General features: G+C 67.7%; 22 protein-coding genes. 6 read left to right on the forward strand and 16 right to left on the reverse strand.

Annotated features, from left to right (window positions below; all coding sequences use genetic code 11):
• From tuf to AC5Y3P_RS20720, 7 genes are all read right to left on the reverse strand, one after another.
• A partial coding sequence (tuf, locus tag AC5Y3P_RS20690) for an elongation factor Tu (protein WP_500047814.1) occupies positions 1–1,175 on the reverse strand: 1,175 nt, incomplete at its 3' end.
• Positions 1,176–1,260: 85 nt separating this feature from the next.
• Complete coding sequence (gene fusA / locus AC5Y3P_RS20695) at positions 1,261–3,363, reverse strand: elongation factor G (protein WP_500047815.1); 2,103 nt, start codon at positions 3,361–3,363, stop codon at positions 1,261–1,263.
• A gap of 92 nt (positions 3,364–3,455) precedes the next feature.
• Entirely contained in the window at positions 3,456–3,926 is a 471-nt protein-coding gene (gene rpsG, locus AC5Y3P_RS20700) for a 30S ribosomal protein S7 (protein ID WP_500047816.1), read from the reverse strand.
• A complete protein-coding gene (gene rpsL, locus AC5Y3P_RS20705) occupies positions 3,926–4,300 on the reverse strand; it encodes a 30S ribosomal protein S12 (RefSeq protein ID WP_500047817.1) in 375 nt (124 codons plus the stop codon). The genes rpsG and rpsL overlap by 1 nt, the downstream gene beginning before the upstream one ends.
• A gap of 313 nt (positions 4,301–4,613) precedes the next feature.
• Positions 4,614–5,228 (reverse strand): TetR/AcrR family transcriptional regulator, encoded by a 615-nt coding sequence (locus tag AC5Y3P_RS20710; protein WP_500047818.1) that lies wholly within the window; start codon positions 5,226–5,228, stop codon positions 4,614–4,616.
• 88 nt (positions 5,229–5,316) lie between these two features.
• Positions 5,317–5,862, reverse strand: a complete 546-nt coding sequence (locus AC5Y3P_RS20715) for a DUF3558 domain-containing protein (RefSeq protein ID WP_500047845.1) — start codon at positions 5,860–5,862, stop codon at positions 5,317–5,319.
• A 5-nt stretch (positions 5,863–5,867) separates the two neighbouring features.
• On the reverse strand, positions 5,868–6,422 hold the full coding sequence (locus AC5Y3P_RS20720) for a DUF3558 domain-containing protein (protein WP_500047819.1): 555 nt from the start codon (positions 6,420–6,422) through the stop codon (positions 5,868–5,870).
• 131 nt (positions 6,423–6,553) lie between these two features.
• Here AC5Y3P_RS20720 and AC5Y3P_RS20725 point away from each other — a divergent pair, with 131 nt between their 5' ends.
• A complete protein-coding gene (locus AC5Y3P_RS20725) occupies positions 6,554–6,931 on the forward strand; it encodes a DUF3060 domain-containing protein (RefSeq protein WP_500047820.1) in 378 nt (125 codons plus the stop codon).
• Positions 6,928–7,329 carry a DUF3060 domain-containing protein gene (locus tag AC5Y3P_RS20730; protein ID WP_500047821.1) on the forward strand — a complete coding sequence of 134 codons (402 nt, stop codon included), beginning with the start codon at positions 6,928–6,930 and terminating at the stop codon, positions 7,327–7,329. Before AC5Y3P_RS20725 ends, AC5Y3P_RS20730 begins: the two co-directional genes overlap by 4 nt.
• A 13-nt stretch (positions 7,330–7,342) precedes the next feature.
• Here AC5Y3P_RS20730 and AC5Y3P_RS20735 read toward each other — a convergent pair whose 3' ends face one another.
• Genes AC5Y3P_RS20735 through AC5Y3P_RS20745 form a run of 3 tightly spaced genes read right to left on the reverse strand, consistent with a single transcriptional unit; the run spans position 7,343 to position 10,442 of the window.
• On the reverse strand, positions 7,343–8,107 hold the full coding sequence (locus AC5Y3P_RS20735) for a crotonase/enoyl-CoA hydratase family protein (RefSeq protein WP_500047822.1): 765 nt from the start codon (positions 8,105–8,107) through the stop codon (positions 7,343–7,345).
• Positions 8,104–8,808 (reverse strand): PaaX family transcriptional regulator C-terminal domain-containing protein, encoded by a 705-nt coding sequence (locus tag AC5Y3P_RS20740; protein ID WP_500047823.1) that lies wholly within the window; start codon positions 8,806–8,808, stop codon positions 8,104–8,106. The genes AC5Y3P_RS20735 and AC5Y3P_RS20740 overlap by 4 nt, the downstream gene beginning before the upstream one ends.
• Positions 8,809–8,813: 5 nt before the next feature.
• The gene (locus AC5Y3P_RS20745; RefSeq protein WP_500047824.1) at positions 8,814–10,442 is read right to left on the reverse strand and encodes an acyl-CoA dehydrogenase family protein; all 1,629 of its coding nucleotides are present in this window, start codon (positions 10,440–10,442) and stop codon (positions 8,814–8,816) included.
• A gap of 156 nt (positions 10,443–10,598) precedes the next feature.
• On the opposite strand from AC5Y3P_RS20745, the gene AC5Y3P_RS20750 reads away from it, so the two are divergent.
• From AC5Y3P_RS20750 to AC5Y3P_RS20760, 3 genes are all read left to right on the forward strand, one after another.
• Positions 10,599–11,225: a TetR/AcrR family transcriptional regulator gene (locus tag AC5Y3P_RS20750; protein WP_500047825.1), complete on the forward strand. Its 627-nt coding sequence runs from the start codon at positions 10,599–10,601 to the stop codon at positions 11,223–11,225.
• A 65-nt stretch (positions 11,226–11,290) separates the two neighbouring features.
• Positions 11,291–12,256, forward strand: a complete 966-nt coding sequence (locus tag AC5Y3P_RS20755) for a TIGR03621 family F420-dependent LLM class oxidoreductase (protein WP_500047826.1) — start codon at positions 11,291–11,293, stop codon at positions 12,254–12,256.
• A 62-nt stretch (positions 12,257–12,318) separates the two neighbouring features.
• Positions 12,319–13,089: an SDR family NAD(P)-dependent oxidoreductase gene (locus AC5Y3P_RS20760; RefSeq protein WP_500047827.1), complete on the forward strand. Its 771-nt coding sequence runs from the start codon at positions 12,319–12,321 to the stop codon at positions 13,087–13,089.
• Here the strand turns inward: AC5Y3P_RS20760 and AC5Y3P_RS20765 are convergent.
• Positions 13,086–14,171 carry a phosphatase PAP2 family protein gene (locus tag AC5Y3P_RS20765; protein WP_500047828.1) on the reverse strand — a complete coding sequence of 362 codons (1,086 nt, stop codon included), beginning with the start codon at positions 14,169–14,171 and terminating at the stop codon, positions 13,086–13,088. The genes AC5Y3P_RS20760 and AC5Y3P_RS20765 overlap by 4 nt on opposite strands.
• Positions 14,172–14,289: 118 nt before the next feature.
• Between AC5Y3P_RS20765 and AC5Y3P_RS20770 the strand changes: the two genes are divergently transcribed.
• Positions 14,290–14,460: a hypothetical protein gene (locus AC5Y3P_RS20770; protein WP_500047829.1), complete on the forward strand. Its 171-nt coding sequence runs from the start codon at positions 14,290–14,292 to the stop codon at positions 14,458–14,460.
• Here AC5Y3P_RS20770 and AC5Y3P_RS20775 read toward each other — a convergent pair.
• The 5 genes from AC5Y3P_RS20775 to AC5Y3P_RS20795 all read right to left on the reverse strand — a co-directional run bounded on the left by AC5Y3P_RS20775 (position 14,432) and on the right by AC5Y3P_RS20795 (position 26,422).
• Positions 14,432–16,162: an outer membrane protein assembly factor BamB family protein gene (locus AC5Y3P_RS20775; protein ID WP_500047830.1), complete on the reverse strand. Its 1,731-nt coding sequence runs from the start codon at positions 16,160–16,162 to the stop codon at positions 14,432–14,434. The two genes, AC5Y3P_RS20770 and AC5Y3P_RS20775, sit on opposite strands and share 29 nt — an antisense overlap.
• 82 nt (positions 16,163–16,244) lie before the next feature.
• A complete protein-coding gene (locus tag AC5Y3P_RS20780; protein ID WP_500047831.1) occupies positions 16,245–20,198 on the reverse strand; it encodes a DNA-directed RNA polymerase subunit beta' in 3,954 nt (1,317 codons plus the stop codon).
• 70 nt (positions 20,199–20,268) lie between these two features.
• Positions 20,269–23,781, reverse strand: coding sequence for a DNA-directed RNA polymerase subunit beta (gene rpoB, locus AC5Y3P_RS20785; RefSeq protein ID WP_500047846.1), 3,513 nt, complete (start codon positions 23,779–23,781; stop codon positions 20,269–20,271).
• 347 nt (positions 23,782–24,128) lie between these two features.
• The gene (locus AC5Y3P_RS20790; protein WP_500047832.1) at positions 24,129–25,247 is read right to left on the reverse strand and encodes a hypothetical protein; all 1,119 of its coding nucleotides are present in this window, start codon (positions 25,245–25,247) and stop codon (positions 24,129–24,131) included.
• Between the two features lie 77 nt (positions 25,248–25,324).
• Positions 25,325–26,422 carry an ABC transporter ATP-binding protein gene (locus AC5Y3P_RS20795; protein ID WP_500047833.1) on the reverse strand — a complete coding sequence of 366 codons (1,098 nt, stop codon included), beginning with the start codon at positions 26,420–26,422 and terminating at the stop codon, positions 25,325–25,327.
• Positions 26,423–26,470: the final 48 nt, after the last annotated feature.

The following is a 26,470-nucleotide window of genomic DNA, read 5'->3' on the forward strand; positions in this document are numbered from 1 at the left end:
GTAACCCGGCCGGCGCCGACGGTACGGCCGCCCTCGCGGATCGCGAAGCGCAGGCCCTCGTCCATGGCGACGGGCTGGATCAGCGTGACGGAGATGTCGGTGTTGTCACCGGGCATCACCATCTCGGTGCCCTCGGGCAGGGTCACCACGCCGGTCACGTCCGTGGTCCGGAAGTAGAACTGCGGACGGTAGTTGTTGAAGAACGGCGTGTGCCGACCACCCTCGTCCTTGGACAGGATGTAGACGCTGCCCTCGAACTCGGTGTGCGGGGTGGTGGTGCCGGGCTTCACGACGACCTGGCCGCGCTCGACGTCCTCACGCTTGATGCCGCGCAGCAGCAGACCGACGTTGTCGCCGGCCTGGCCCTGGTCGAGCAGCTTGCGGAACATCTCGACACCGGTGACCGTGGTCTTGGTGGTCTCCGGGCGGATGCCGACGATCTCGACTTCCTCGTTCACGTTGACGACGCCGCGCTCCACACGACCGGTCACCACGGTGCCGCGGCCGGTGATGGTGAAGACGTCCTCGACGGGCATCAGGAACGGCTTGTCGGTCTCACGAACCGGATCCGGGATCGAGTCGTCGACGGCCTGCATCAGGTCCTCGACCGACTTGACCCACTTCGGGTCACCCTCGAGCGCCTTGAGCGCCGAGATCGGGATGACCGGGGCGTCCTCGTCGAAGTCCTGCGAAGCCAGCAGCTCCCGGACCTCCATCTCGACGAGCTCGAGCAGCTCCTCGTCGTCGACCATGTCGGCCTTGTTCAGGGCCACCAGGATGTAGGGCACACCCACCTGACGCGCCAGCAGCACGTGCTCGCGGGTCTGCGGCATCGGACCGTCGGTGGCGGCCACGACCAGGATCGCACCGTCCATCTGGGCGGCACCGGTGATCATGTTCTTGATGTAGTCAGCGTGACCGGGGGCATCCACGTGGGCGTAGTGCCGCTTGTCGGTCTGGTACTCCACGTGGGAGATGTTGATCGTGATACCGCGCTGACGTTCCTCGGGCGCATTGTCGATCTGGTCGAATGCGCGCGACTCGTTCAAATCGGGGAACTTATCGTGCAGAACCTTGGTGATCGCTGCAGTCGTAGTGGTCTTGCCGTGGTCAACGTGACCGATGGTCCCGATGTTGACGTGCGGCTTCGTCCGCTCGAACTTCGCCTTCGCCACTTCTGTGTCCTCCTGGACTTGTTGGTGCTTTGGTTAAAGCAATGATGATTTCTTCAGTTGTGTGGTCCCGCAAGACAACTGGGAATTACTCCCCGGTCGCCTTAGCGATGATCTCCTTCGACACCTGTGCCGGAACTTCAGCATAGGAATCGAACACCATGGAGTAGTTTGCCCGGCCCTGGGTCTTCGACCGAAGGTCGCCGACGTAGCCGAACATCTCCGACAGCGGTACCGCGGCCTTGACGACGCGCGCACCGCTGCGCTCCTCCATGGCCTGGATCTGACCACGGCGGGAGTTCAGGTCGCCGATCACGTCGCCCATGTAGTCCTCGGGCGTGGTGACCTCGACGGCCATGATGGGCTCCAGGATGACAGGCTGGGCAGCACCGGCTGCCTTCTTCATCACCTGGGACCCGGCAATCTTGAAGGCCATTTCCGACGAGTCGACGTCGTGGTAGGCGCCGTCGAGCAGCGTGACCTTCACATTCACCAGCGGGTAACCGGCCAGCACGCCGTACTGCATGGCGTCCTGGGCACCGGCATCCACCGACGGGATGTACTCGCGCGGGATCCGGCCGCCGGTGACCTTGTTCTCGAATTCGTAGGTCGCACCGTCCTCGCCGACGAACGGCTCGAGGTTGATGATGACCTTCGCGAACTGGCCCGAACCACCGGTCTGCTTCTTGTGCGTGAACTCCACGTTCTGCACGGTGCGCTTGATCGTCTCGCGGTAGGCCACCTGCGGCTTACCGACGTTGGCCTCGACCTTGAACTCGCGGCGCATCCGGTCCACCAGGATGTCCAGGTGCAGCTCGCCCATACCGCCGATGACGGTCTGGCCGGTCTCCTGATCCAGGTGCACCTTGAAGGTCGGGTCCTCTTCGGCCAGTTTCTGGATCGCCAGACCCAGCTTCTCCTGGTCGCTCTTGGTCTTGGGCTCGATGGCCACCTCGATCACCGGATCCGGGAAGGTCATCGACTCCAGCACGATCTGGTTCTGCGCGTCGCACAGGGTGTCACCGGTGGTGGTGTCCTTCAGACCGATCACGGCGTAGATGTGACCGGCCGAGGCCGATTCGACCGGGTTCTCCTTGTTGGCGTGCATCTGGAACAGCTTGCCGAGGCGCTCCTTCTTGCCCTTGGTGGAGTTGACCACCTGGGCACCGGAGTCGACCTTGCCGGAGTACACCCGGACGTAGGTCAACTTGCCGAAGAACGGATGCACCGCGATCTTGAACGCCAGTGCGGCGAACGGCTCATCGACCGACGGCTTGCGGCTGATGATCTCGTCTTCCTTGCCGGGCACGTGGCCCTGCACCGACTCCACGTCCAGCGGCGACGGCAGGTAGGCGACCACGGCGTCCAGCATGGGCTGCACACCCTTGTTCTTGAACGCGCTGCCGCACAGCACCGGGTACAGCTCGCTGCTCACGGTCAGCTTGCGAATGCCGGCCTGGATCTCCTCGATGGTCAGCTCTTCGCCGCCGAGGTACTTCTCCAGCAGCTCCTCGTCGGACTCGGCGACCGTCTCGAGCAGCGCGTTGCGGTACTCGGCAGCCTTGTCGGCCAACTCGGCCGGGATCTCGACGGTCTCGTAGCTCTCGCCGAGCTTGGTCTCGCCGCGCCACACCTTGGCGTTCATCTCGACCAGGTCGACGATGCCCTCGAAGTCGTTCTCCGCACCGATCGGCAGCTGGATCACCAGCGGCTTGGCGCCCAGGCGGTCCTTGATGGTCTGCACGGTGAAGTAGAAGTCCGCGCCCAGCTTGTCCATCTTGTTGACGAAGCAGATGCGCGGCACGTCGTACTTGTCGGCCTGGCGCCACACCTGCTCGGACTGCGGCTCCACGCCCTCTTTGCCGTCGAACACCGCGACCGCGCCGTCCAGCACGCGCAGCGAACGCTCCACCTCGACGGTGAAGTCGACGTGGCCGGGGGTGTCGATGATGTTGATCTGGCTGTTCTTCCAGAAGCAGGTCACCGCGGCCGAGGTGATGGTGATACCCCGCTCCTGCTCCTGCTCCATCCAGTCGGTGGTCGAGGCACCGTCGTGGGTTTCACCGATCTTGTAGTTGACCCCGGTGTAGTACAGGATGCGCTCGGTGGTGGTGGTCTTGCCGGCATCGATGTGCGCCATGATGCCGATGTTGCGGACCTTGCTCAGGTCGGTCAGCACGTCTTGTGCCACGGCTAGATTCCCAATCTCTTGCTAAGTAATTCAGTGGTCACGTGTGCTCGGCGCCATCGTCGGGTTTCGCCGGCGGTCACGCCGGCGAGGACTCACCAGCGGTAGTGCGCGAACGCCCGGTTGGCCTCGGCCATCTTGTGGGTGTCTTCCCGGCGCTTGACGGCCGCACCCAGCCCATTGCTGGCGTCCAGGATCTCGTTGGCCAGCCGCTCGATCATGGTCTTCTCCCGGCGAGCCTTGGAGAAGCTGACCAGCCAGCGCAGCGCCAGCGTGGTGGAGCGGTCCGGGCGCACCTCGACGGGCACCTGGTAGGTGGCGCCACCGACGCGGCGGCTGCGCACCTCGAGCGAGGGCTTGACGTTGTCCAGGGCGCGCTTGAGGGTCACCACCGGATCGGTGCCGGTCTTCTCCCGAGCCTGCTCGAGGGCGCCGTAGACGATCCGCTCTGCCAGCGACTTCTTGCCGTCCAGCAAGACCTTGTTGACCAGCTGGGTGACCAGCTGCGAACCGTAGACCGGGTCGTTGACCAGCGGACGCTTCGGCGCGGGGCCCTTGCGCGGCATTAGCTCTTCTCCTTCTTGGCGCCGTAGCGGCTGCGTGCCTGCTTGCGGTTCTTGACACCCTGGGTGTCCAGCGAGCCGCGGATGATCTTGTAGCGCACACCCGGCAGGTCCTTCACACGACCGCCGCGCACCAGCACCATGGAGTGCTCCTGCAGGTTGTGGCCCTCACCGGGGATGTAGGCGGTGACCTCGACCTGGCTGGTCAGCTTGACGCGCGCGACCTTGCGAAGCGCCGAGTTCGGCTTCTTCGGGGTGGTGGTGTACACGCGGGTGCACACGCCTCGCCGCTGCGGGCTGCCCTTGAGGGCAGCAACCTTCACCTTGCCTGGCTTGTCGCGGCGCCCTTTGCGGACCAGCTGCTGGATGGTTGGCATCTACCGGCTTTCTGTGTTGCTTCTTTGGTGCTTGAAGTTTGTCGTTCTAAGTCCATGTACTGCAGTTATGTCCCGTTTGCGTACCCCGCATCCGGGCGTGTCGCACGGGCCCGGCTCGACCCGAGGGACCGATCTGGTTGGTGCACATGCGAAGTGGCCCGGCGTGCGCGCATGCCTTGTTCGTTGCAGCCGCGTGCGCCTTGTGGGCCAGGCACGGCAGTCCACGATACCAGGGCCGGGCAGCCCGACAAAACCTGCTCACCAGCAGTTTCGCTTGACCCGCGGATTCACCGCGCAGCGTTCGGCGCCAAGACTACCGCCGACGCTCCAATCCGGAGGTCAACCGCAGCACCATGTCGGCGAAAACCGCGTCGGTGTCGACGTCGTCCATCACCCCGGTCATCTCCAGCAGCACGAAACCGTGCATGGCCGACCAGAACTCCAGCGCGGCGTAGAACGCCTCGAGGTCGCCCAGTCCGTAGGAGGCCAGCACCGCGATGACCGGTGCGGCGGCCTCCTTGGTGGCCGCCGAATACTCCGGGTCGTCGTCGCCGAACGGCATCCGGGTGAACGCCGAGTACCGGCCCGGGTGGTGGTGCGCGTAACTGCGGTAGGCCCCGGCCATCACCATCACCGCGTCTTCGCCGGCGCGGCCCTGGCCGACGGTGTTGAGCATCTCGATGATGTCGCCGATCACCCGCATCCGCACCGAGCGGCGCAGATCGTCGAGGCTGTCGACGTGGTTGTAGAGCGACGGTCCCTTGGTGCCCAGATGGTTGGCCAGCGCGTTGATGGTCAGCGCATCCCAGCCTTCGCGATCCAGGAAGGTCAGGGCCGCGTTGACGATGACGTCGCGGCTCAGTTTGGTGACCCGGGCGCCGGGCCGCGCGCGACCGCCGGCCGGTGCCCGGTCGGGCTGATCAGCCATGCGCGTCCCATCGGTTTGGTGCCAGTTCGCGCGCCGGGCGCAGCGCAACTGGGCAGAAATGAATCTTGCGGTAGCCAGCGAATGAACTCTAGTTCACCCGGTCCTGGGTCAGCTGTGCCAGCTGGTCCACGATGCCGCACAGATCGGGCAGCTGCGCCGGGTTGAGGGTTTGCACCGACCAGGCGATCACGTCATCGTCCTTGCCGACGTAGATGCTGCAGGCGTTGTCGTCGAAGGCCTTGAAGCCGCGGTGTCCGGCCAGGTCCCGCTCGACGACGGTGCGGCCGGCCTGCGTTTCGAGCCGGCGTTCGGTGTCCAGGTCGCTGCCGCGATACCACCAAGTCGAGATACCCATGCCGGCCCCGACCGAGCCCAGCATGGTGTCCTCCTGCCAGAAGCAGCCGGCCACACCGTCGACCACCTTGGTGAACGTCAGAGCGCCGGGGACCGCGGCACGCAGGTCGGCGTCGGTGACCTGATTGCACGGGCCGCTGCGGAAGCCAGAGCCGGTCGGGCCGGCCGGCGCCGGCCAGGACGGTGCCGGCTCAGCGCGGCAGCCGCCGGTCAGCAGCACCGCCGCCAGCACCGCGCCGGTCAGTGCCGACGTGATCGGGACTCGTCTGCCGCACAGCATGAGCGTCACATCGCCGAGGACAACGTCGCCGCCAACAGCCGGGTGGCCGCCGCGCACGGGTCGACCGCATCCTGGCCGCGGAACTGAACCCACCAACTCAACACGCCGGGCCCGGTCGGATGCTCGACGCCGGCCGCCGTGGTGGCCGAACACGCCGCACCACCGCCTGAGCTGCGCGCCAGCAGCGTCGGGTGGCGTTCGATCATCTCGTCGGAGAGTTGCGCGCCGCGCTCGGCCGCGACCGCGCGCTCGCGGTCCAGGCTGCCGTGTTCGAACCAGGAGAAGATGGCATCGACGGTGCCGCCGGCGCGCTGCAGGACGTAGTGGCACACCGCGCCGGAGTAGGGCCGCACGACGGCCTGGGCGTCCAGCAGGTCCTGCACGGTGGAGTCCTCGAGCATGGCGCAGCGGTCGTCGGCGTAGCCGAAGCCGTGTTCGGCAGCAGCCGGGACGGCCCGTTCGGCGCTGCCGTCGACGGTGCGGGCGCAGGACGCCGACAGCACGCCGGCCGCGATTGCTGCGACGGCCAGCGCTGCCCGCCCGGTCCGGATGCTGTTCACCGATCCACACGCTACCCAGCAGCGGTTTCACCGGCCAGCAGACGAAGATCGCGGCCAGACGGGTCCGCACGCCGGACCGGCAACGTAGGCTCGGTCCACACCACGCAGCATCGCAACGGAAGGGCACCGTGATGAACAGGGTCAGCTGGGCCTCGACGACCGCGTTGACCGCCTGCGCACTCGTGGTCGCCGGTGCGGTGGGTGCGCCGGTGGCGTCCGCCAAGAACAGCGACACCCACATCACCGGAGTGGGTGTGGTGCAGACCGTCGACTGCAAGGACGCCACGCTGTTCGTCAACGGCTCCGACAACGTGATCACCGCACTGGGCAGTTGCTGGGCCGTCACGATGCAAGGCGCCAACAACACCGTGGTGGCCGACCGCGTGGTCAACGACATCACGGTGTACGGCTTCAATCAGACCGCGCTGTTCAAGTTCGGTGAGCCGGCCTTGATCGACCGCGGCCGCGAACTGGGTATGACCAACCGACTGGATCGCGTCGCGGCATGAGCGTCCGGATGATGACGCGGCTGGGGGTGGCCCTGTTCGCGGCGACGGTGCTGTCGGCCGGTTGCGGTTCGCAGGATTCCGGGCCGACGACGGCCACCGCGGACAGCGCCGGAGCCCGGGTCGAGGTCGGCAACACGATCAACTACGGCTCGTTCGGCACCAGCACCGAGATCGACTGCGGTGACGGGCGGGCGCTGAACATCGGCGGCTCCAACAACACCTTGACCGTGTCCGGTCGGTGCGGAACGGTCAGCGTGACCGGTTCGGACAACCGGATCGACGTCGATCAGGTGGATCAGGAGTTGACCGTGGTGGGCCTGAACAACACCGTGGTGTACCGCAACGGCTCGCCCAAGGTGTCCAACCTCGGCAGCGGCAACGACATCCGCACCGAGTAGCCAGCCGGCCGGGTCAGCCGGGTTGGCCGTGCCGGCCGGCGCCGTCGGCGAAGCGTCGGGCGCCGGCCAGCGATTCGGCCCCGGCCTGGGCCAGGCTGCCGAACTCGAAGTCCATCGCGTCGGCCTCGGTCATCCCCCACTGCCGCACCGCCGAGGCCCGGTCGGCGCGCAGACAGCCCTGCGGCAGCGCCGCCAGTTCGGCGGCCAACGCCTCGGCTGCCTGGCGAGCCTGCCCGCGCGGCACCACCCGGTTGGCCAGCCCGATCGCCAGTGCCTCCTGGGCAGCCACCGGACGTCCGGTCAGGATCAGGTCCATCGCCCGGCTGTGACCGATCAGCCGGGGCAACCGCACGGTCCCGCCGTCGATCAGCGGCACACCCCAGCGTCGACAGAACACCCCGAACACGGCGTCCTCCTCGGCGATGCGCAGATCGCACCACAGCGCCAACTCCAGTCCGCCGGCCACCGCGTGGCCGCTGACCGCGGCCAGCACCGGCTTGGACAGTGTCATCCGGGTGGGGCCCATGGGGCCCGGGCCGCTGGGCTCGACCCGGTTCATCCGCTCGGTGCCGAACGCCTTGAGATCGGCTCCGGCGCAGAAGGTTCCGCCGGCACCCCAGAGCACGGCCACGGCGGCCTGCGGGTCGGCGTCGAACTCGGTGAAGGCGGTGTGCAGTGCGGCCGCGGTCGGCCGGTCCACCGCGTTGCGCGCATCCGGCCGGTCCAGGATCACGGTGCTCACCGGGCCGTTGCGTTCGACTCGCACGGGTTCGGTCACGGCGCCTCCACCAGATCACGCCGAGCCGCCAGTTCGTCGACGAAAGCCCGGTAGGCCGAACGTAATTCGGCGCCGGGCCAGGGTTCCGGCAGCAGCTCGGCGGGCAGCACCGGATCGGTCAGCAGATGCCGCATGATGGCGGCAGCCGTGACGAACCGGGTCGGCACGTCGGTGGCCGCGGCCAGCTGGTGCAGCAGTTGCGCGCCGGCGCGGGCCCAGCCGGGCAGATCCCACAGGGTGGCCGCCAGTTCGGCCGGGTTCTGGTCCCGGGTGCGCAGCAACCGGGTCCGTTCGGTGACCTCCTGCGGCAGCATCTGATCCAGGTTGTCCGGCCGCATCCACACACCTTCGCGCAGCTCACCGAAGCGGCACTGCAGCAACGTATTACGCAGTGCGGCGCGGGTCCTGGCGTCGGTCCCGACGCTGGTGATCACCAGCGTCGACCAGTCGCCGCGGTAGGGCAGCAAGCGCGGGTCGATGGCGTCGTCCTGGCGGCGCTGCCGGGCCAGCAGGCGATCCGAGAGCCGGTAGCCGTCCTCGGCCCGCACCAGGTCGCCGGCACTGACCATGCGGGTCAGCGCAACCCGCAAGGTGGGTTCGCGGATGTCGAAATCGGCAGTCAGCCGGATCAATTCGGCCGCGCTGGCCGAGGCGGGGTGCGCTCCGAGCAGCACGCTGAGCACCACCGACCGGGCGGTCATCCGGGTCATCCCTTGACCAGCGCCCGCTCGAGGATCGGCGCCAGATCCAGTCCGGTCGGCAGCGTGCCGAACGCGTGGCCGCGCGCTCCGCCCAACCGGCTGGCCAGGAAGGCCTCGGCCACCGCCGGATGGCCGTGCCGGACCAGCAGCGCGCCCTGCAACGCCAACGCGATGTCCTCGGCCACCTTGCGGCCGCGGTAGTCGATGGTCGCCCGGTCGGCGAGGTCGGCGCGCAAAGTCTCGACGTGCCGGTCCAGCCGGGGATCCTGTCCGGCGGTCGCGGCGAGTTCGTCGAACAGCACCTCGACGGATTCCGGCCGAGTTGCCATGGCGCGCAGGGTGTCCAGCGCGCTGACGTTGCCCGAGCCCTCCCAGATGCCCATCAGCGGGGCCTCCCGGAACAGTCGGGGCATGCCGGACTCCTCGACGTAGCCGTTGCCGCCCAGGCACTCCATCGCCTCGGCGGCGTGCGGGGTGGCCCGCTTGCAGACCCAGTACTTGCCGGCCGCCAGCCCGATCCGGCGCAACAGCGCCTCGCGTTCGTCGCCGCCGACCGCGCGGTCGGTGGCGCCGGCCATCCGCATCGCCAGCATGGTCGCGGCCTCGGCCTCCACCGCCAGGTCGGCCAGCACGTTGCGCATCAACGGCGCATCGATCAGGTAGGCGCCGAACGCCTTGCGGTGCTGGGCGTGGTGCACCGCCCGACTCAAACCGTTGCGCATGCTGGTGGCGCTACCCAGGGTGCAGTCCAGCCGAGTCAGGTTGACCATCTCGATGATGGTCGGGACGCCACGGCCTTCCTCGCCGACCAGCCACGCGGTGGCGCCGTCGTATTCGACTTCACTGGAGGCGTTGGCGTGGTTGCCCAGCTTGTCCTTGAGTCGTTGCAGCAGCATCCGGTTGCGGGTGCCGTCGGGCAGGATGCGCGGCAGGAAGAAACAGCTCAATCCGTTCGGGGCCTGCGCGAGCACCAGGAAGAAGTCGCACATCGGCGCCGAGGTGAACCATTTGTGCCCGGTCAGCCGGTAGCTGCCGTCACCGTTGGGGGTGGCCTCGGTGGTGTTGGCGCGGACGTCGGAGCCGCCCTGCTTCTCGGTCATCGACATGCCCGCGGTGATGCCGGCCTTGCCGGTGGCCAGTTTGAGTTCGGGGTCGTAGACCCGACTGGTGAGCAGCGGTTCATAGATCGCGGCCAGCTCCGGGTTGAACCGCAGTGCGGGCACCACGGCGTAGGTCATCGAGATCGGGCAGATGTGTCCCGGCTCGACGGTCCACACCGAGGTCTTGGCGGCGCGCACCACGTGCGCCCCGGGCCGGTCGTCGGCCCAGGGCGCGGCATGCAGCCCGTGCGTGACGGCGACGTTCATCAGTTCGTGGTAGGCCGGGTCGTATTCGACCTCGTCGACCCGGTGACCGTAGCGGTCGTGGGTGCGCAGCACCGGGCGGTTGCGGTCGGCCAGCTCACCCCAGCGTTGGGCCTGTGGGCTGCCGGACAGCGCACCGAGTTCATGCACTTCGTCCAGGCCCCACTGGCCGCCTTCGCGGATCAACGCCTCGGTGAGCACCGGGGACGTGGCCGGGTTGTAGTTCTCCAGCGGGGGCACCTGATTGGTGACGGCGTGCGTGATGGACATGACTCGATATTACAGTTTTTCTACATTTGAACGCCAGTTGTAATATCGCCCTTCGACTCTCGCTCTGCCATCCCTGAGCCGCTCTGCGGGCCCGCAGAGCGCGTGGGAGGCGGCAGAGCGGACTCTGGCGACGTCGCACTTCCCTACACTGCACGCGTGGTGACCACGCGGCGCGGCCGGCCCACCCAGGCCGAGGCACAGCAGCTCAACCTGCGCGTGCGCCAAGCCGCCGTTGAGGTGTTCCTGACCTCCGGCTACGCCGCGACCAGCATGGATGCCATCGCGCGGGCCGCCGGCATCACCCGCAAGACGCTGTATGCGCGCTACCCCGACAAGCACGCGGTGTTCGTCGACGTCATCCCGTGGGCGCTGTCCGGCCTGGCCGACGACGGCTCGTTCGACATCGAGGACACCGACGACGTCGAGGCCGATCTGATCGCGTTCGGACGAGGGGCAATCCAGCGCGTCACCGACCCGCGCAATGTGCAACTCAAGCGGATTGCGATGACCGAGGCCGAGCAGTTCCCGGAGTTCGCGGTGGCCGCCGATTCGCTGATGTGGGCCGCGCGACTGCGCGCCCTGACCGAGCTGCTGGGTCGACACGTGGCCCGGGGCACTCTCGCGATCGACGACCTGGAGTTGACCGCCGAGCACTTCGTGGCGCTGGTCGAATCGGTGCCGGCCCGGCTGGCCGACTTCGGCATCTACCGCTCGGCCGCCCAGCAGGAACGTCATCTGCGCGACGCGGTGCGACTGTTCCTGCAGGGTGCGGCAGCGCGCTGAGCGCCGCCCCGGCGAAAGTAAACACCGATGTTTCTTTTCGCCCGGTAGTTAGCTACGCTAGCCGCATGCCGCACCGCCCGTTCCGCTTCGCCGTGCAGGCGAGCAATGCGACCTCGGGCCGGCAGTGGCGGGCGCTGGCGCGGCAGGTCGAACAACTCGGCTATTCGACGTTGTTCGTGGCCGACCACTACCTGGGTCCGGGCCCGGCGCAGCGCGCCTCGCACACCCCGCGCCAAGACCTGGCGCCGATCGCGGCGCTGGCGACGGCCGCGGCCGGCACCGAGACGCTACGGGTAGGTGCCCGGGTGTTCTGCGTGGACTATCACGTGCCCGCGGTGTTGGCCAAGGAGGCCGCCACCTTGGATCTGCTGTCCGACGGCAGGCTGGAGTTCGGCATCGGAGCGGGCTGGAGTGCCGGCGAGTACCAGGCGCTCGGGCTGAGCTTCGGACCGGCCCGCCAGCGGGTGGGCAAGCTCACCGAAATGGTGGCCCTGTTCAAACAGCATTGTGCCGGCACCGAACTCGGCTACCGGGGCGAGTTCGTCCAGGCCACCGGGTACGCCGGTCGGCCCCGACCGGTGCAGCAGCCGCACCCGCCGATCATGATCGGCGGCGCCGGTCCGCGGGTGCTGTCGCTGGCTGCCCGCGAAGCCGACATCGTGAGCGTCTCGAACGTCCCGTTCACCGCACTCAACGCCGACGGGCTGACCCCGACGCAGGAGGCCGCGCGGCGTTTCGGCTACGTCGCTGCCGCCGCCGGCCAGCGGCTGGCCGGCCTGGACCTGGAAAGCTCGCCGTACTTCACGGCGGTCACCGACGATCCGCAGACCGCGCTGCAGACCATCAGCGCGCAGACCGGCATCGAGGTGGCGGTGCTCACCGACCACCCCAACGTGCTGGTCGGTCCGGCGCCGTCGATCATCGATACGTTGCAGCACCGCCGCGAGCAGTTCGGCGTCAACTATGTGACCGTCCAGCAGCCGCAGATCGACGAGTTCGCCCCGATCGTGGCCGCGCTGTCCGGCCATTGACCTCCGAGACCAACCGAACCAAGAAACCTGTAGAGAAACCGATTCCGAAACGGAGTAACAGCATGACCGACAACCAGAACACCGGCGCGGCCCGCGCCGCCGTCGTCACCGGCGGCGGTAAGGGCATGGGCGAGGCGATCGCGAAACGACTGGCCCGCGACGGTTTCGCGGTCGCCATCGTCGACCTCGACGGTGAAGCCGCCACCCGGGTGGCCGACGAGATCACCGCGGCCGGCCACCGCGCGATCGCACTGGGCGGGGTGGACGTCTCGATCCGCGCCGCGGTCAACGAGGCCTTTGCGCAGGTGCGCGAGCAACTCGGCCCGATCCTGGTGCTGGTGAACAACGCCGGCATCACCGGCTTCAAGCGGTTCCTGGACATCACCGACGAGCAGTGGGACCGGATCATCCGGGTCAACCTGAACAGTGCGTTCTACTGCACCCAGAACGTGGTGCCGGACATGACCGAGGTCGGCTGGGGCCGGATCGTCAACATCTCGTCGTCGAGCGCGCAGACCGGCACCGAATACATGGCGCACTACGCGTCCTCGAAGGGCGGGATGATCGCGTTCACCAAGTGTCTGGCCCTGGAACTCGGACCCAGCGGTATCACCGTGAACACCATCCCGCCGGGCTCGATCATGACGCCGATGATGGCCTCCTCGGCCGAGAAGGGCATGCTCGGCGACATCGAGGCGCTGGCCGCACGGCTGCCGGTGCGCCGGATCGGGGAGCCCGACGACATCGCCGGGGCCTGCAGCTACCTGTGCTCGGATGACGCCGGCTATGTCACCGGGCAGATCATCGGCGTCAACGGCGGCCGGGTCACCTAGCCGGCCCGGGCGGCGCGCCGGATCTCGATCCGGTGCAGCAGGTACATCACCACCGCGGCGAACAGCCAGCCCAGCAGGATGTCGACGACGAAATGCTCGGCGGTGTAGACCAGCGTGAAGGCCATCAGCAGCGGGTAGGCCACCAGCACCGGACGCCAGCCGCGGTTGACCCGGGTCCACAGGAACGCCGCGATGGCCGCCGACATGCCGGCGTGCAGCGACGGGATGGCGGCGACCAGGTTGACGCTGGCCTGCCCCTGATCGATCAGCGCGGTCGCGGTGTGCAGGTTCAGCTTGTTCCAGCCGCGGGTGGTGATCCGCTCGATCCAGTCGTGCGCACCGACCTGGCTGGACTGCATGGCGCCGAGCAGGCCGCCATCGGCGGCTTCACGGGCCGATCGGAACATGCAGCGCGGGCCCGAGGGTCCGCCGGCGACGTCGTCGGCGCCGCAGCGGGCAGCGGCCCACGGCGGCGCGGCCGGCAGCAGCGCATAGATCGCCAGAGCCGCGAACGACAGCACCACGAACAGCTTGACGAACCGCTTCCACTCCTCGCGGTCGCGCAGCCACAGCACCCCGGCGATCACGTACGGCAGGATGAAGAACGACATGTAGACGGTGCTGAGCAGCACTTCCCACCACGGCGGATGCGGCAGCTTGAGCTGTTCCTGCAGCCACACCGTAGGCACCGTGCCGAAGAACAGCCAGCGGTCGGCGTCGACCTGCCAGTGCCACAGCGTGGGCCGGCCGATCAGGTCGGCCGCGCCCCGGCTCAGGTCGTAGGCGATCAGCACCAGGGCGAACGGCAGCCAGTCCCGGATCACGTACAGCATCCGCCGGCCGCGCCCGATGCTGGCGGCCGCCAACCCGATGCAGATGTAGAGCAGCAGCAGTTCCCGGTTGAACGCGAAACCGTCGGTCACGGTGCGGTACCCGACCACCACGGCCCAGATCGTCACCGCGGTCCAGCGGAGCAGGGTCAGCCGGCGCTGCCTGGTCCAGGTGCTGGTCGGTGCCGGGTCAGCCGGTGCCGGGCCAGCCGGGGCCGCCACCGCGATGGGTGTTTCATCGATTGCCGACACAGTGCCTCCCGATGCGTCGGCGAGCCGACCCTGGCTTGGCCTGAGCATAGTTCACCAGCTGATCACCGCCGGTTCGTCTGCGCGACACCGGCGGCGGCCGTCGCTACCGTTGAAGGGCATGACCAAGACGAAGAAGACGAGCAACCGGTTCTATCTGGCGCTGATCTTCGGCGTGATCTTCGGGACGGTGCTGGCCACGATGGCCGGCCAGTGGTGGTGGGTGACGGTCGGCGCGCTGGTCGGCGCAGCCGTCGGCGGACTCAGCGACCGGCTGCGTAGCCGTCGATAAAGGTGTGGCCGTCGCGCACCCGCACTGCCAGCAGCACACCGGGCGCCGGCATGACCGCCACCAGCTCCCCTTCGGTCACCGAATACCGAGGCCCCGGCGCGCAATCCGACCGCGAGAACGCCGCGATGTCGGTGGGTGCGGTCAGCAGCACCGCCTGCTCGCCGAGCCAGGCGATCGGCTTGCCCTGCCAGCTGTCGGTCGGGATGGCGCACCGGAACACAGCACTGGGCCCGGTGTGCAGCTCGATCCGCTCGGCCGGATACGGTGCCGCGACCGCCAGATCCGGGCCCGGGTCGCCGCGGAAGCGCACCGGCTGCCGGTCGAGCGGGGTGACCGCACCGGTGATCAGGTTCGCGGTGCGCCACTGCGCCCCATCGCTGAAGGGCAGTGCCTCGTCGCTGCCCGGGTCGACGGTCACGTCGATCTCCCAGGCGCCCTGCAGCGGGGTGGCCGGGTCCTCGACCAGCGGCCGGCGCCCGACCTCCTGCTCCAGCACGGTTTCCCCGGTCTCGGCGTCCAGCGACACCAAGGTCAGCACCGCGTCCGCACCGTCCGCGCAGCCCCTGACGTAGGAGACCCGGGCGCGGGTCACCGCGGCCTCGTACGGGCAGCCGGTGGGCAGGTCGACCGACCAGCTGCGCTCGCCGGTGCGGGTGTCGATCCGGCTCCACCGGAGCCGGCCGTCTTCGACGATCACGAACTGCGGGTGCCCCGCCAGCTGCGTCGGCGGCCGATACCAGTAGGTGTGGTCCGGATCGTCTTTCTGCCAAAGGATTTCGCCGGTCATCGCGTCCAAGGCCAGCACACGGTTGACCAGCTGACCACCGAAGGCGCCGTCGCCGTACCACAGCACGACCGTGCGTCCGTCGTCGTACACGGACATCGCGGCGGTCTGCATCCCGTCCGGACCGGTGCGCAGGTAATGCCAGCGTTCGTTGCCCGCATCGTCGTAGGCCCGCACACCGCCGTCGCGCAGCATGATGAAGCCCGCGCCGCCGGCAGCCAGCCACGGCGGTGATCCGTCGACGGCGCGCTCCACGCCGGCCGGTGCGGCCAGCGTAAATCGGCGCTCCCCCAACCGATCCGGCACTACCGGGGCGTCGAGCGCGGCGGCCGTGGTCGCATCGATGTGCCGGGCATCGTCACCGAGTCGCACCGCCGTCGTCACGCCCACCAACACCGCGATCAGCCCGAGCAGCGCGCCGACCAGCACCGGACCGCGGGGTGCCGGCAGACCGTCGACGGTCATCAGCCAGCCCAGCACGAAAGCGGTGCCGCAGCCGGCCAGGGCCAGCAGCCAGCCCAGCAGCACCGCCGGGGCCTGCCCGGTGGCCGGCAGGTGGGTCGACAGGAACTCGGTACGCGCCGGCAGATTCCAACCGACCGCCGCCAGAACCACCCCGACCACCGCAGCCACCAGCGTCGTCACACCGCCGGCGGCCGAGTATTCCGCGGGATCGCGGCGGTCCACGAAGATGCCGACCAGCAGCCCGAGACTTCCGATCAGCACCAGCCAACCGGTACCGGTCACCGAACTGTCGGCGACCTGCCGCGGCGGTTCGGCGGACAGCACCGGGGTCGAGGCGGCCCACAACCCCCACGCGGTCAACGCGGCCGCCCCGATCAGCAGCGCCACCGCGATGCCGAAACCGACCGACGCGAGCCGGTCCCGCCACGACGGTCTGCGGCTGTCGGTCGTCACGGTTACCGAGCCTAGACCGGTGGGCTCGGGTGTCCGTGCACGAAAAAGCCCCCGCACGCGGCGGGGGCTTCTTCGTTGTCGACTACCGGTAGTCGGAGTATCCGTAATCGTCCAGCGGCACCGCAGCGCCGGTGGCCTGACCGAAGTCCGGGCTGTAGTACTGATCCTCGTAGGACGGGATCGTGTACGCCGCTGCGCGGGCCTCCTCGGTGGGCTGAACCTGGATGTTGCGGTACCGGTTGATGCCGGTACCGGCCGGGATCAGCTTGCCGATGATCACGTTCTCCTTCAGACCCTGCAGCTTGTCGCTGCGGCAGTTGATCGCCGCATCGGTCAGCACGCGGGTGGTCTCCTGGAACGACGCCGCCGACAGCCACGAATCGGTGGCCAGCGATGCCTTGGTGATACCCATCAGCACCGGACGTCCGGCGGCGGGCTCGCCACCCTCGGTCACCACGCGACGGTTCTCGGACTCGAACTCGCTGCGCTCGGTCAGCGAACCGGGCAGGAACTCGGTGGAGCCCGAGTCGATGATGGTCACCCGGCGCAGCATCTGCCGGACGATCACCTCGATGTGCTTGTCGTGGATCGACACGCCCTGGGCCCGGTAGACCTCCTGGACCTCGTTGACCAGGTGCACCTGCACCTCACGCGGCCCCATCACGCGCAGCACCTCGTGCGGGTCGGCCGAGCCTTCCATCAGCTGCTGCCCGACCTCGACGTGGTCGCCGTCGGTCAGCGGACGCTCGGAGCCGTCCTCGTGCTTGAACACCCGCAGGCGCTGACGGCGCGGCAGCTTGTCGTACACGACCTCCTCGGACCCGTCGTCGGGAACGATGGTGATCTTGTAGAACTTGTCGCTCTCCTCCAGCTGGACCCGCCCGGTGACGTCCGCGATCGGCGCACGGTTGCGCGGCACGCGGGCCTCGAACAGTTCCTGCACCCGCGGCAGACCACCGACGATGTCGGCGCCACCGGTCACACCACCCTGGTGGAAGGTACGCATGGTCAGCTGCGTGCCGGGCTCACCGATGGACTGCGCGGCCACGATGCCGACCGCCTCGCCGATGTCGACCAGCTTGCCGGTGGCCATCGAACGGCCGTAGCACAGCGCGCACACACCGTTGCCGGAACCACAGGTCAGCACCGAACGCACCCGCACCGAGTTGACGCCGGCGGCCAGCAGCGCGTCGATCGCCGGGTCACCGAGATCGTGACCGGCCTCGACCACCACGTTGCCGTCGGCGTCGACGGCGTCGGTGGCCAGGGTGCGCGCGTAGGCGCTGGTCTCGACGTGCGGATGCCGGATCAGGCTGCCGTCGGGCTGCACGTCGGCGATGGTCACCGAGATGCCGCGCTCGGTGCCGCAGTCGTGCTCGCGCACGATGACGTCCTGGCTGACGTCCACCAGACGACGGGTCAGGTAACCCGAGTCGGCGGTCCGCAGCGCGGTGTCGGCCAGACCCTTACGCGCGCCGTGCGTGTTGATGAAGTACTCCAACACCGTCAGGCCCTCGCGGAACGAGGACTTGATCGGACGCGGGATGAACTCACCCTTCGGGTTGGTCACCAGACCCTTCATGCCGGCCAGGTTGCGCACCTGCGTCATGTTGCCGGTGGCACCCGACTTGGGCAGCAACGTGATCGGGTTGTCGTCCGGGTAGTAAGCCTCCAGCGCGTCACCGACCTCTTCTGTGGCCCGCTGCCAGATCTTGACCAGGGCCTCGTTGCGCTCGTCGTGGTTGAGCGCGCCGCGCTGGTACTTCTTCTCGATCCCGTCGGCTTCCTTCTCGTAGCGGTCCAGGATCTCGGACTTCTGCGGCGGCACCAACACGTCGGCCATCGAGACCGTCACGCCCGAACGGGTGGCCCAGTAGAAGCCGGCGTCCTTGAGCTTGTCGACGGTCTGGGCGACCACGATCATCGGGAAGCGCTCGGCCAGATCGTTGATGATCGAAGCCTGCACCTTCTTGTGCATCTGCTTGTTGACGAAGGGATAGCCCTTCGGCAGCAGCTCGTTGAACAGCACCCGACCCAGCGTGGTCTCGGTGGTCCAGGACTGACCGGGCTGCCAGCCCTCCGGGAACAGCTCGGCTTCCAGCTCGGCCGGCGGACGCAGATCGCTGAGCCGGACCTTGATCCGGGCCCGCACGCTCAGCGCGCCGCGGTCCATCGCCATGATGGCCTCGGCCGGGCTGGAGTACACACCGGTCTCGGGGGCATCCTTGGCCGCCGGAACGTAGGCACCCTCGGCGCCCTCGATCTCGGTGGTCAGGTAGTACAGCCCGGTGACCATGTCCAGACGCGGCATGGCCAGCGGCTTGCCCGACGCCGGCGACAAGATGTTGTTGGAAGACAGCATCAGGATGCGCGCCTCGGCCTGGGCCTCTGCGCTCAACGGCAGGTGCACGGCCATCTGGTCACCGTCGAAGTCGGCGTTGAACGCCTCACACACCAGCGGGTGCAGCTGGATGGCCTTGCCCTCCACCAGCTGCGGCTCGAAGGCCTGAATACCCAGGCGGTGCAACGTGGGGGCACGGTTCAGCAGCACCGGGTGCTCGCCGATGACCTCTTCGAGGACGTCCCACACCTGCGGACGCTGCCGCTCCACCATGCGCTTGGCGCTCTTGATGTTCTGCGCGTGGTTCAGGTCGACCAGCCGCTTCATCACGAACGGCTTGAACAGCTCGAGCGCCATCAGCTTGGGCAGACCACACTGGTGCAGCTTGAGCTGCGGGCCGACCACGATGACCGAACGGCCCGAGTAGTCGACGCGCTTACCGAGCAGGTTCTGCCGGAACCGGCCCTGCTTGCCCTTGAGCAGATCCGACAGCGACTTGAGCGGACGGTTGCCCGGCCCGGTGACGGGCCGGCCACGACGGCCGTTGTCGAACAGCGCGTCCACCGACTCCTGCAGCATGCGCTTCTCGTTGTTGACGATGATCTCGGGCGCGCCGAGGTCGATCAGTCGCTTGAGCCGGTTGTTGCGGTTGATCACGCGGCGGTACAGATCGTTCAGGTCGGAGGTGGCAAACCGGCCACCGTCGAGCTGAACCATCGGACGCAGCTCCGGCGGGATCACCGGGACGGCGTCGAGCACCATGCCCATCGGCGAGTTGCCGGACTGCTGGAAGGCCGCGACGACCTTGAGCCGCTTGAGCGCCCGCAGCTTCTTCTGGCCCTTGCCGTTCTTGATCACGTCGCGCAGCGACTCGGCTTCGGCGTCGATGTCGAAGGTTTCGATCAGCTTCTGGATCGACTCGGCACCCATCGCGCCGGTGAAGTACTCGCCGTAGCGGTCCACCAGCTCGCGGTACAGGTTCTCGTCGACGATCAGCTGCTTGGGGGCCAGCTTGGTGAAGGTGGTCCAGATCTCGTCGAGCCGGTCCAGCTCACGCTGGGCGCGGTCGCGGAGCTGACGCATCTCGCGCTCGCCGCCGTCGCGCACCTTGCGCTTGACGTCGGACTTGGCGCCCTCGTCCTCGAGCTCCTTGAGGTCGGCTTCGAGCTTCTGGGCCCGAGCCTCCAGGTCGGCGTCGCGCTGATCCTCGACGGCCTTCTTCTCGACCACCATCTCGGCTTCGAGCGTGGACAGCTCGTTGTGCCGCATCTCGTCGTCGACCGAGGTGATCACGTAGGCCGCGAAGTAGATGATCTTTTCCAGATCCTTCGGGGCCAGGTCGAGCAGGTAACCCAACCGGCTCGGCACACCCTTGAAGTACCAGATGTGCGTGACCGGCGCGGCCAGCTCGATGTGGCCCATCCGCTCGCGGCGCACCTTGGCCCGGGTCACCTCAACCCCGCAGCGCTCACAGATGATGCCCTTGAACCGGACGCGCTTGTACTTGCCGCAGTAGCACTCCCAGTCGCGAGTCGGTCCGAAGATCTTCTCGCAGAACAGGCCGTCCTTCTCCGGCTTGAGCGTGCGGTAGTTGATCGTCTCCGGCTTCTTGACCTCGCCGAAGGACCAGTTCCGGATGTCGTCCGCGGTGGCCAGACCGATGCGGAGTTCATCGAAGAAGTTGACGTCTAGCACGTAAACTCCCTTTCCCCTTGCGGGATTGGCGCGCTTGTCGGTTCGTGGGGCAAGCGCTCATAGCGGATGACTAGGCGAGGTCCTCGACGGACGCGGATTCGTTGCGCGACAGGTTGATGCCCAGGTTCGCCGCAGCGCGCTCCAGGTCTTCGTCGTCGCCGTCGCGCATCTCGATCGCGGCACCGTCGCTGGAGAGCACCTCGACGTTGAGGCACAGCGACTGCAGTTCCTTGAGCAACACCTTGAACGACTCCGGGATACCGGGTTCGGGGATGTTCTCGCCCTTGACGATCGCCTCGTACACTTTGACCCGGCCGACGGTGTCGTCGGACTTGATGGTCAGCAGCTCCTGCAGCGTGTAGGCGGCGCCGTAGGCCTGCATGGCCCAGCACTCCATCTCGCCGAACCGCTGACCACCGAACTGCGCCTTACCGCCCAGCGGCTGCTGGGTGATCATCGAGTACGGACCGGTCGAGCGGGCGTGGATCTTGTCGTCCACCAGGTGGTGCAGCTTGAGGATGTACATGTAGCCGACCGTCACCGGGTACGGGAACGGTTCGCCGCTGCGGCCGTCGTAGAGCACGGCCTTGCCGTCGCCGTCGACCATGACCTCGCCGTCGCGGTTGGGCAGCGTCGAGGACAGCAGCCCGGCCAGTTCGGCCTCCTTGGCACCGTCGAACACCGGGGTGGCGGTCTTGGTGTCCGGCGCCGAGCTGTACAGCTGCTCGGGCAGCTTGTCGGCCCAGTCCGGGACGCCCGCCGCGACATCGATGTTCCAGCCGGTCTTGGCCACCCACCCGAGGTGGGTTTCCAGGATCTGGCCGATGTTCATCCGGCGCGGCACACCGTGGGTGTTCAGGATGATGTCGACCGGGGTGCCGTCCGGCAGGAACGGCATGTCCTCGATCGGCAGGATCTTGCCGATGACGCCCTTGTTGCCGTGCCGGCCGGCCAGCTTGTCACCGTCGGAGATCTTGCGCTTCTGCGCGACGTAGACGCGGACCAGTTCGTTGACACCGGCCGGCAACTCGTCGTCGTCCTCGCGGGAGAACACCCGGATGCCGATGACCTTGCCGGACTCGCCGTGCGGCACCTTCAGCGAGGTGTCGCGGACCTCCCGGGCCTTCTCACCGAAGATGGCACGCAGCAGGCGCTCCTCCGGGGTCAGCTCGGTCTCGCCCTTCGGGGTGACCTTGCCGACCAGGATGTCGCCGTCGCGGACCTCGGCGCCGATCCGGACGATGCCGCGCTCATCGAGATCGGCGAGCACCTCGTCGGAGACGTTCGGGATGTCCCGGGTGATCTCCTCGGCGCCCAGCTTGGTGTCGCGGGCATCGATCTCGTGTTCCTCGATGTGGATCGAGGTGAGCACGTCCTCTTCCACGAGCCGCTGGCTCAGGATGATCGCGTCCTCGTAGTTGTGGCCCTCCCACGGCATGATCGCCACGAGCAGGTTCTTGCCCAGGGCCATCTCGCCGTTCTCGGTGCACGGCCCGTCGGCGACGACCTGGCCGGCCTCCACGCGCTGCCCGGCGTCCACGATCGGGCGCTGGTTGGCGCAGGTGCCGTGGTTGGAGCGGGCGAACTTGCGCATCCGGTAGGTCTGCCGGGTGCCGTCGTCGGCCATCACCGTGATGTAGTCGGCGCTGACCTCTTCGATCACGCCGGCCTTATCGGCGACGACGACGTCACCGGCGTCGATCGCGGCACGCAACTCCATACCGGTGCCGACCAGCGGGGCCTCGCTGCGCACCAGCGGAACCGCCTGGCGCTGCATGTTGGCACCCATCAGGGCGCGGTTGGCGTCGTCGTGCTCGAGGAACGGGATCATGGCCGTCGCGACCGACACCATCTGGCGCGGCGAGACGTCCATGTAGTCCACCTCGGCCGACGACACGTACTCGACCTCGCCGCCCTTACGGCGGACCAGGACACGTTCCTCGGTGAAGCGACCCTCGTCGTCGATCGGCGAGTTGGCCTGCGCCACCACGTGCCGGTCTTCCTCGTCGGCGGTCAGGTAGTCGATCTGGTCGCTGACCTTGCCGTCGATCACCTTGCGGTAGGGCGTCTCGATGAAGCCGAACGGGTTGACCCGGGCGTACACCGACAGCGAACCGATCAGGCCGATGTTCGGACCTTCCGGGGTCTCGATCGGGCACATCCGGCCGTAGTGGCTGGCGTGCACGTCGCGCACCTCCAGGCCGGCGCGCTCACGGGACAGACCGCCCGGGCCCAGCGCCGAGAGGCGGCGCTTGTGGGTCAGTCCGGACAGCGGGTTGTTCTGGTCCATGAACTGGGACAGCTGGCTGGTTCCGAAGAACTCCTTGATCGCCGCCACCACGGGACGGATGTTGATCAGGGTCTGCGGCGTGATGGCCTCGACGTCCTGGGTGGTCATCCGCTCGCGCACGACGCGCTCCATGCGGGACAGGCCGACCCGGATCTGGTTCTGGATCAGCTCACCGACGGTGCGCAGCCGGCGGTTGCCGAAGTGGTCGATGTCGTCGACCTCGACCGGAACCTCGGAGCCGCCGGGGGCGGTCATCGTGGTCTGGCCCTCGTGCAGCCGCACCAGGTACTCGATGGTCGCGACGATGTCCTCTTCGGTCAGCGTGTTCGCCGAGGACTGCACCGGCTGGTCCAGGTTCAGGCCCAGCTTCTTGTTGACCTTGTAGCGGCCCACCCGGGCCAGGTCGTAGCGCTTCTCCTTGAAGAACAGGTTCTCCAGCAGGGTCTGCGCGGACTCCTTGGTGGGCGGCTCGCCCGGGCGCAGCTTGCGGTAGATGTCCAGCAACGCCTCGTCCTGGTTGGAGTTCGGATCCTTCTCCAGGGTGGCCATCATGATCTCGGAGAAGCCGAACCGCTCGTGGATCTGCTCGCGGGTCCAGCCCAGCGCCTGCAGCAGGGTGGTGACCGGCTGACGACGCTTGCGGTCGATGCGCACGCCCACGGTGTCGCGCTTGTCCACGTCGAACTCGAGCCAGGCGCCGCGGCCCGGGATCACCTTGACGCTGTGCAGGTCCTTCTCGGTGCCCTTGTCCACGGAGTGGTCGAAGTACACGCCCGGAGAGCGGACCAGCTGGCTCACCACGACACGCTCGGTGCCGTTGATGATGAAGGTGCCCTTCTCGGTCATCATCGGGAAGTCACCCATGAAGACCGTCTGGCTCTTGATCTCACCGGTGTTGTTGTTGACGAACTCGGCCGTGACGAACAGCGGCGCCGCGTACGTCATGTCCTTGTCTTTGCACTCGTCGACCGGCGCCTTGACCTCGTCGAAGCGCGGGTCGGAGAAGCTCAGCGACATCGAGCCGGAGAAGTCTTCGATCGGGGACAGCTCATCGAGGACTTCCTCGAGACCACCCTTGGGGGCGACGTCGCCGCGCTGCAGGGCACGCTCGCGCCAGCTCTCGGCGCCGACCAACCATTCGAAGGACTCGGTCTGAACATCGAGGAGTCCGGGAACCTCGAGCGGTTCCCGCAGCTTCGCGAAGGAAACTCGGTTGGGTGCTCCAGGGACGGAGTTGTTGGTGGTTACTGACTTGCTCTGGCTAGAGACTGCCAAGATGCATCCTTCCAGCACCTCATGCGGTTCACCGGGCACCTGATCGGGGCCTAATCGCCGCGCTATCTTCGTCGGTTCGGCTGGATGACCCTTGAGCCTGAACCACGGCACGCCACGAAGATCAGAGACCTACGGTGTCAATGCAGAGATGGGCAGGAGGCAGCCAGCGCAACGTCCAACGATAGCGCAGGACCGCGCATTCCTCAACTACCCTTCGGTAACCACATGTTCGGCCCGGTAAACCCTGAGGTTGAGCGCTGCCTGGCGTCCCGACTGATCCGTTACGAACATGCTGCCCAACAGACTGACCCAGCGAGGCCCGTCCGTCAAGAGGTGACGCGCCGTCGATCTGCGGGGTTCGGCACTCACGGGCGGCTGCGCTGCACCCACTCGGCCCGGACCTGCGGCGGTACCAGCTCCGCCGGGACGACCAGTCCGGGCTGCATGCCGCGCATCGTCAGCACCCAGATTCCATCGATCTCATCGATCCGCTTGACCTGGTCCAGCTGCGCGGTCTGGACGTGACTGCCGAGCCGCACACCCACCCAGCCCGGACCGTAGTCGGCGGAGATCGGCGCACCGGCGGGTACCAGTTCGCGCATCTTGGCCGCCGTACCGAAACACGCGAAGTAGCCCACCACGGCGGCCCCGGAGCCGAATACCGCCACCAGCGTCAGCACCGCCGCGGGTTCCAGCCGCCCACCGTTCTTGGCCCACATCAGCAGCAGAGCCACCAGCGGCATCACCAGCATCAGCCACAGCACGCGGCGCATCGCCGGACTGCGGTTCGCGGCCGCCGCCAACCGAGCGGCCAACCCGGAATCCGCGGTCGCCCGCAGGTGCAGCACCCCGGCATCTGCGCCGTGCCGGGGCGGGGCCGCGGCCGGGTGCAGCTGTTGGAGCTGCTGGCGCACCGGTCTCCGCAGCCGCGCGCGCCAGGCCCCGGACTGCAGTTCGGTGCCGACGTCGGCGGGTACCAACACCGAGGGCAACAGCACCGTGTTTCCGCCCCCACTGAGCACCAGCGTGGTCCCGATGCGTCGCACCCGCTGCAACTGGACCAGCTGAACCGCACGGTAAGTCCCGCTCCACCCGGTGCCGATCCATTCCGGACCGAAGTCGGCGTATATCGGCGTACCCGGCGGCAGCTCGAGCCGCCACCGCCAGCGCCCGCGGGCGATGGACCCGAACACCGGCAGGCCGAGCAGCAGCACTGCGGCGAGCACCGCTGCCGCCAGCAGCAGACCGACGGTGGTCACCGTGTGGTACTGCCACGTCGACGGACCCCCGAGCACCAAACCGAACAGCGAGCTGCCCACGATCATCGGCAGCAGGATCAGCCCCGGCAGTACCGCGACCCACATGGTTGGGCTGCACCGGAATTCGGCGTAGGCCAGCGCATCGGTCAGCCGGCGATCGGCAACCCCGTGGGTGCGCAGGACGCCGTTGGGCAACTGCTCATGCCGCGGTAGGGCGACGTGCATCGGAGGGCTCCCCCAGAAGTTGACGGACAGCAATCAGGGCCGAGCTCTCCGCTCGGCCCTGATCATCATCTCGCGTCTCAGCCCTCCCGCTGTACGGGAATCGTGGTGGTGGGCGTCTCGTCGGCGTCCACCGCGACCGGTGTGGTGGTCTCCACCGTGGTGTGCTCGGCGTACTGGGGCACCGGCTGCGGGGCGCCCGAGCGGTCGAGTTCCTCGCGGATGGCCTCTTGGGCGGCCGGCGGCAGGGTGTGCAGGATCTCGCGCACCCGGGCCTGACGACGGGCCACACCCTTGCGCTCCGGCATGCCGGGGGTCGGGACGATCTGCGGCGGCACGCCTTCGATCTCTTCGACACCGCCGTCGTGGTGACCCGCGTCGAGGTGCGCCTGCTCCTCGGCCATCGTGGTCTCGTCCTTCTCCTCGGACATACCGATCGGACCGATCCGGCGGCCGTTGAGGAACTGCTTGACGACCGGCTCGTCGCTGGTCAGCAGCACCTCGCGGGGGCCGAACATGACCAGGTGCTTGCGGAACAGCATGCCCATGTTGTCCGGCACGGTGCGGGCGATGTTGATGTTGTGCGTCACGATCAGGATGGTGCAGTCGATCTGCGCGTTGATGTCGATCAGCAACTGGCTCAGGTAGGCGGTACGGACCGGGTCCAGACCGGAGTCCGGCTCGTCACAGAGGATGATCTGCGGGTCCAGCACCAGCGAGCGGGCCAGGCCGGCACGCTTGCGCATACCGCCGGAGATCTCACCGGGGAACTTGTTCTCGTCACCGGCCAGACCCACCAGGTCCAGCTTCTCCATGACGATGTTGCGGATCTCGCTTTCCTTCTTCTTGGTGTGCTCACGCAAGGGGAAGGCGGTGTTGTCGTACAGGTTCATCGAGCCGAACAGCGCGCCGTCCTGGAACATCACGCCGAACAGGGTGCGGATCTCGTAGAGCTCCTTGGCCGAGCACTGGATGATGTCGGTGCCGTCCACGATGATCTTGCCGCGCTCCGGGCGCAGCAGACCGATCAGCGACTTAAGGAACACCGACTTACCGGTACCGGACGGGCCCAGGAGCACGCTGACCTCGCCCGCGGGGATGTCCATCGTGACGTCTTCCCAGATTCGCTGGGATCCGAAGGATTTGGTGAGTCCTTCTACCTGGATGCCAATTCCCACGCGAGATCCTTCCGCCCTATAAGTCCAGTAGCCACGCGTCAGTGCACG

The sequence above is a fragment of the Mycobacterium sp. NGS45 genome, from assembly GCF_059812645.1.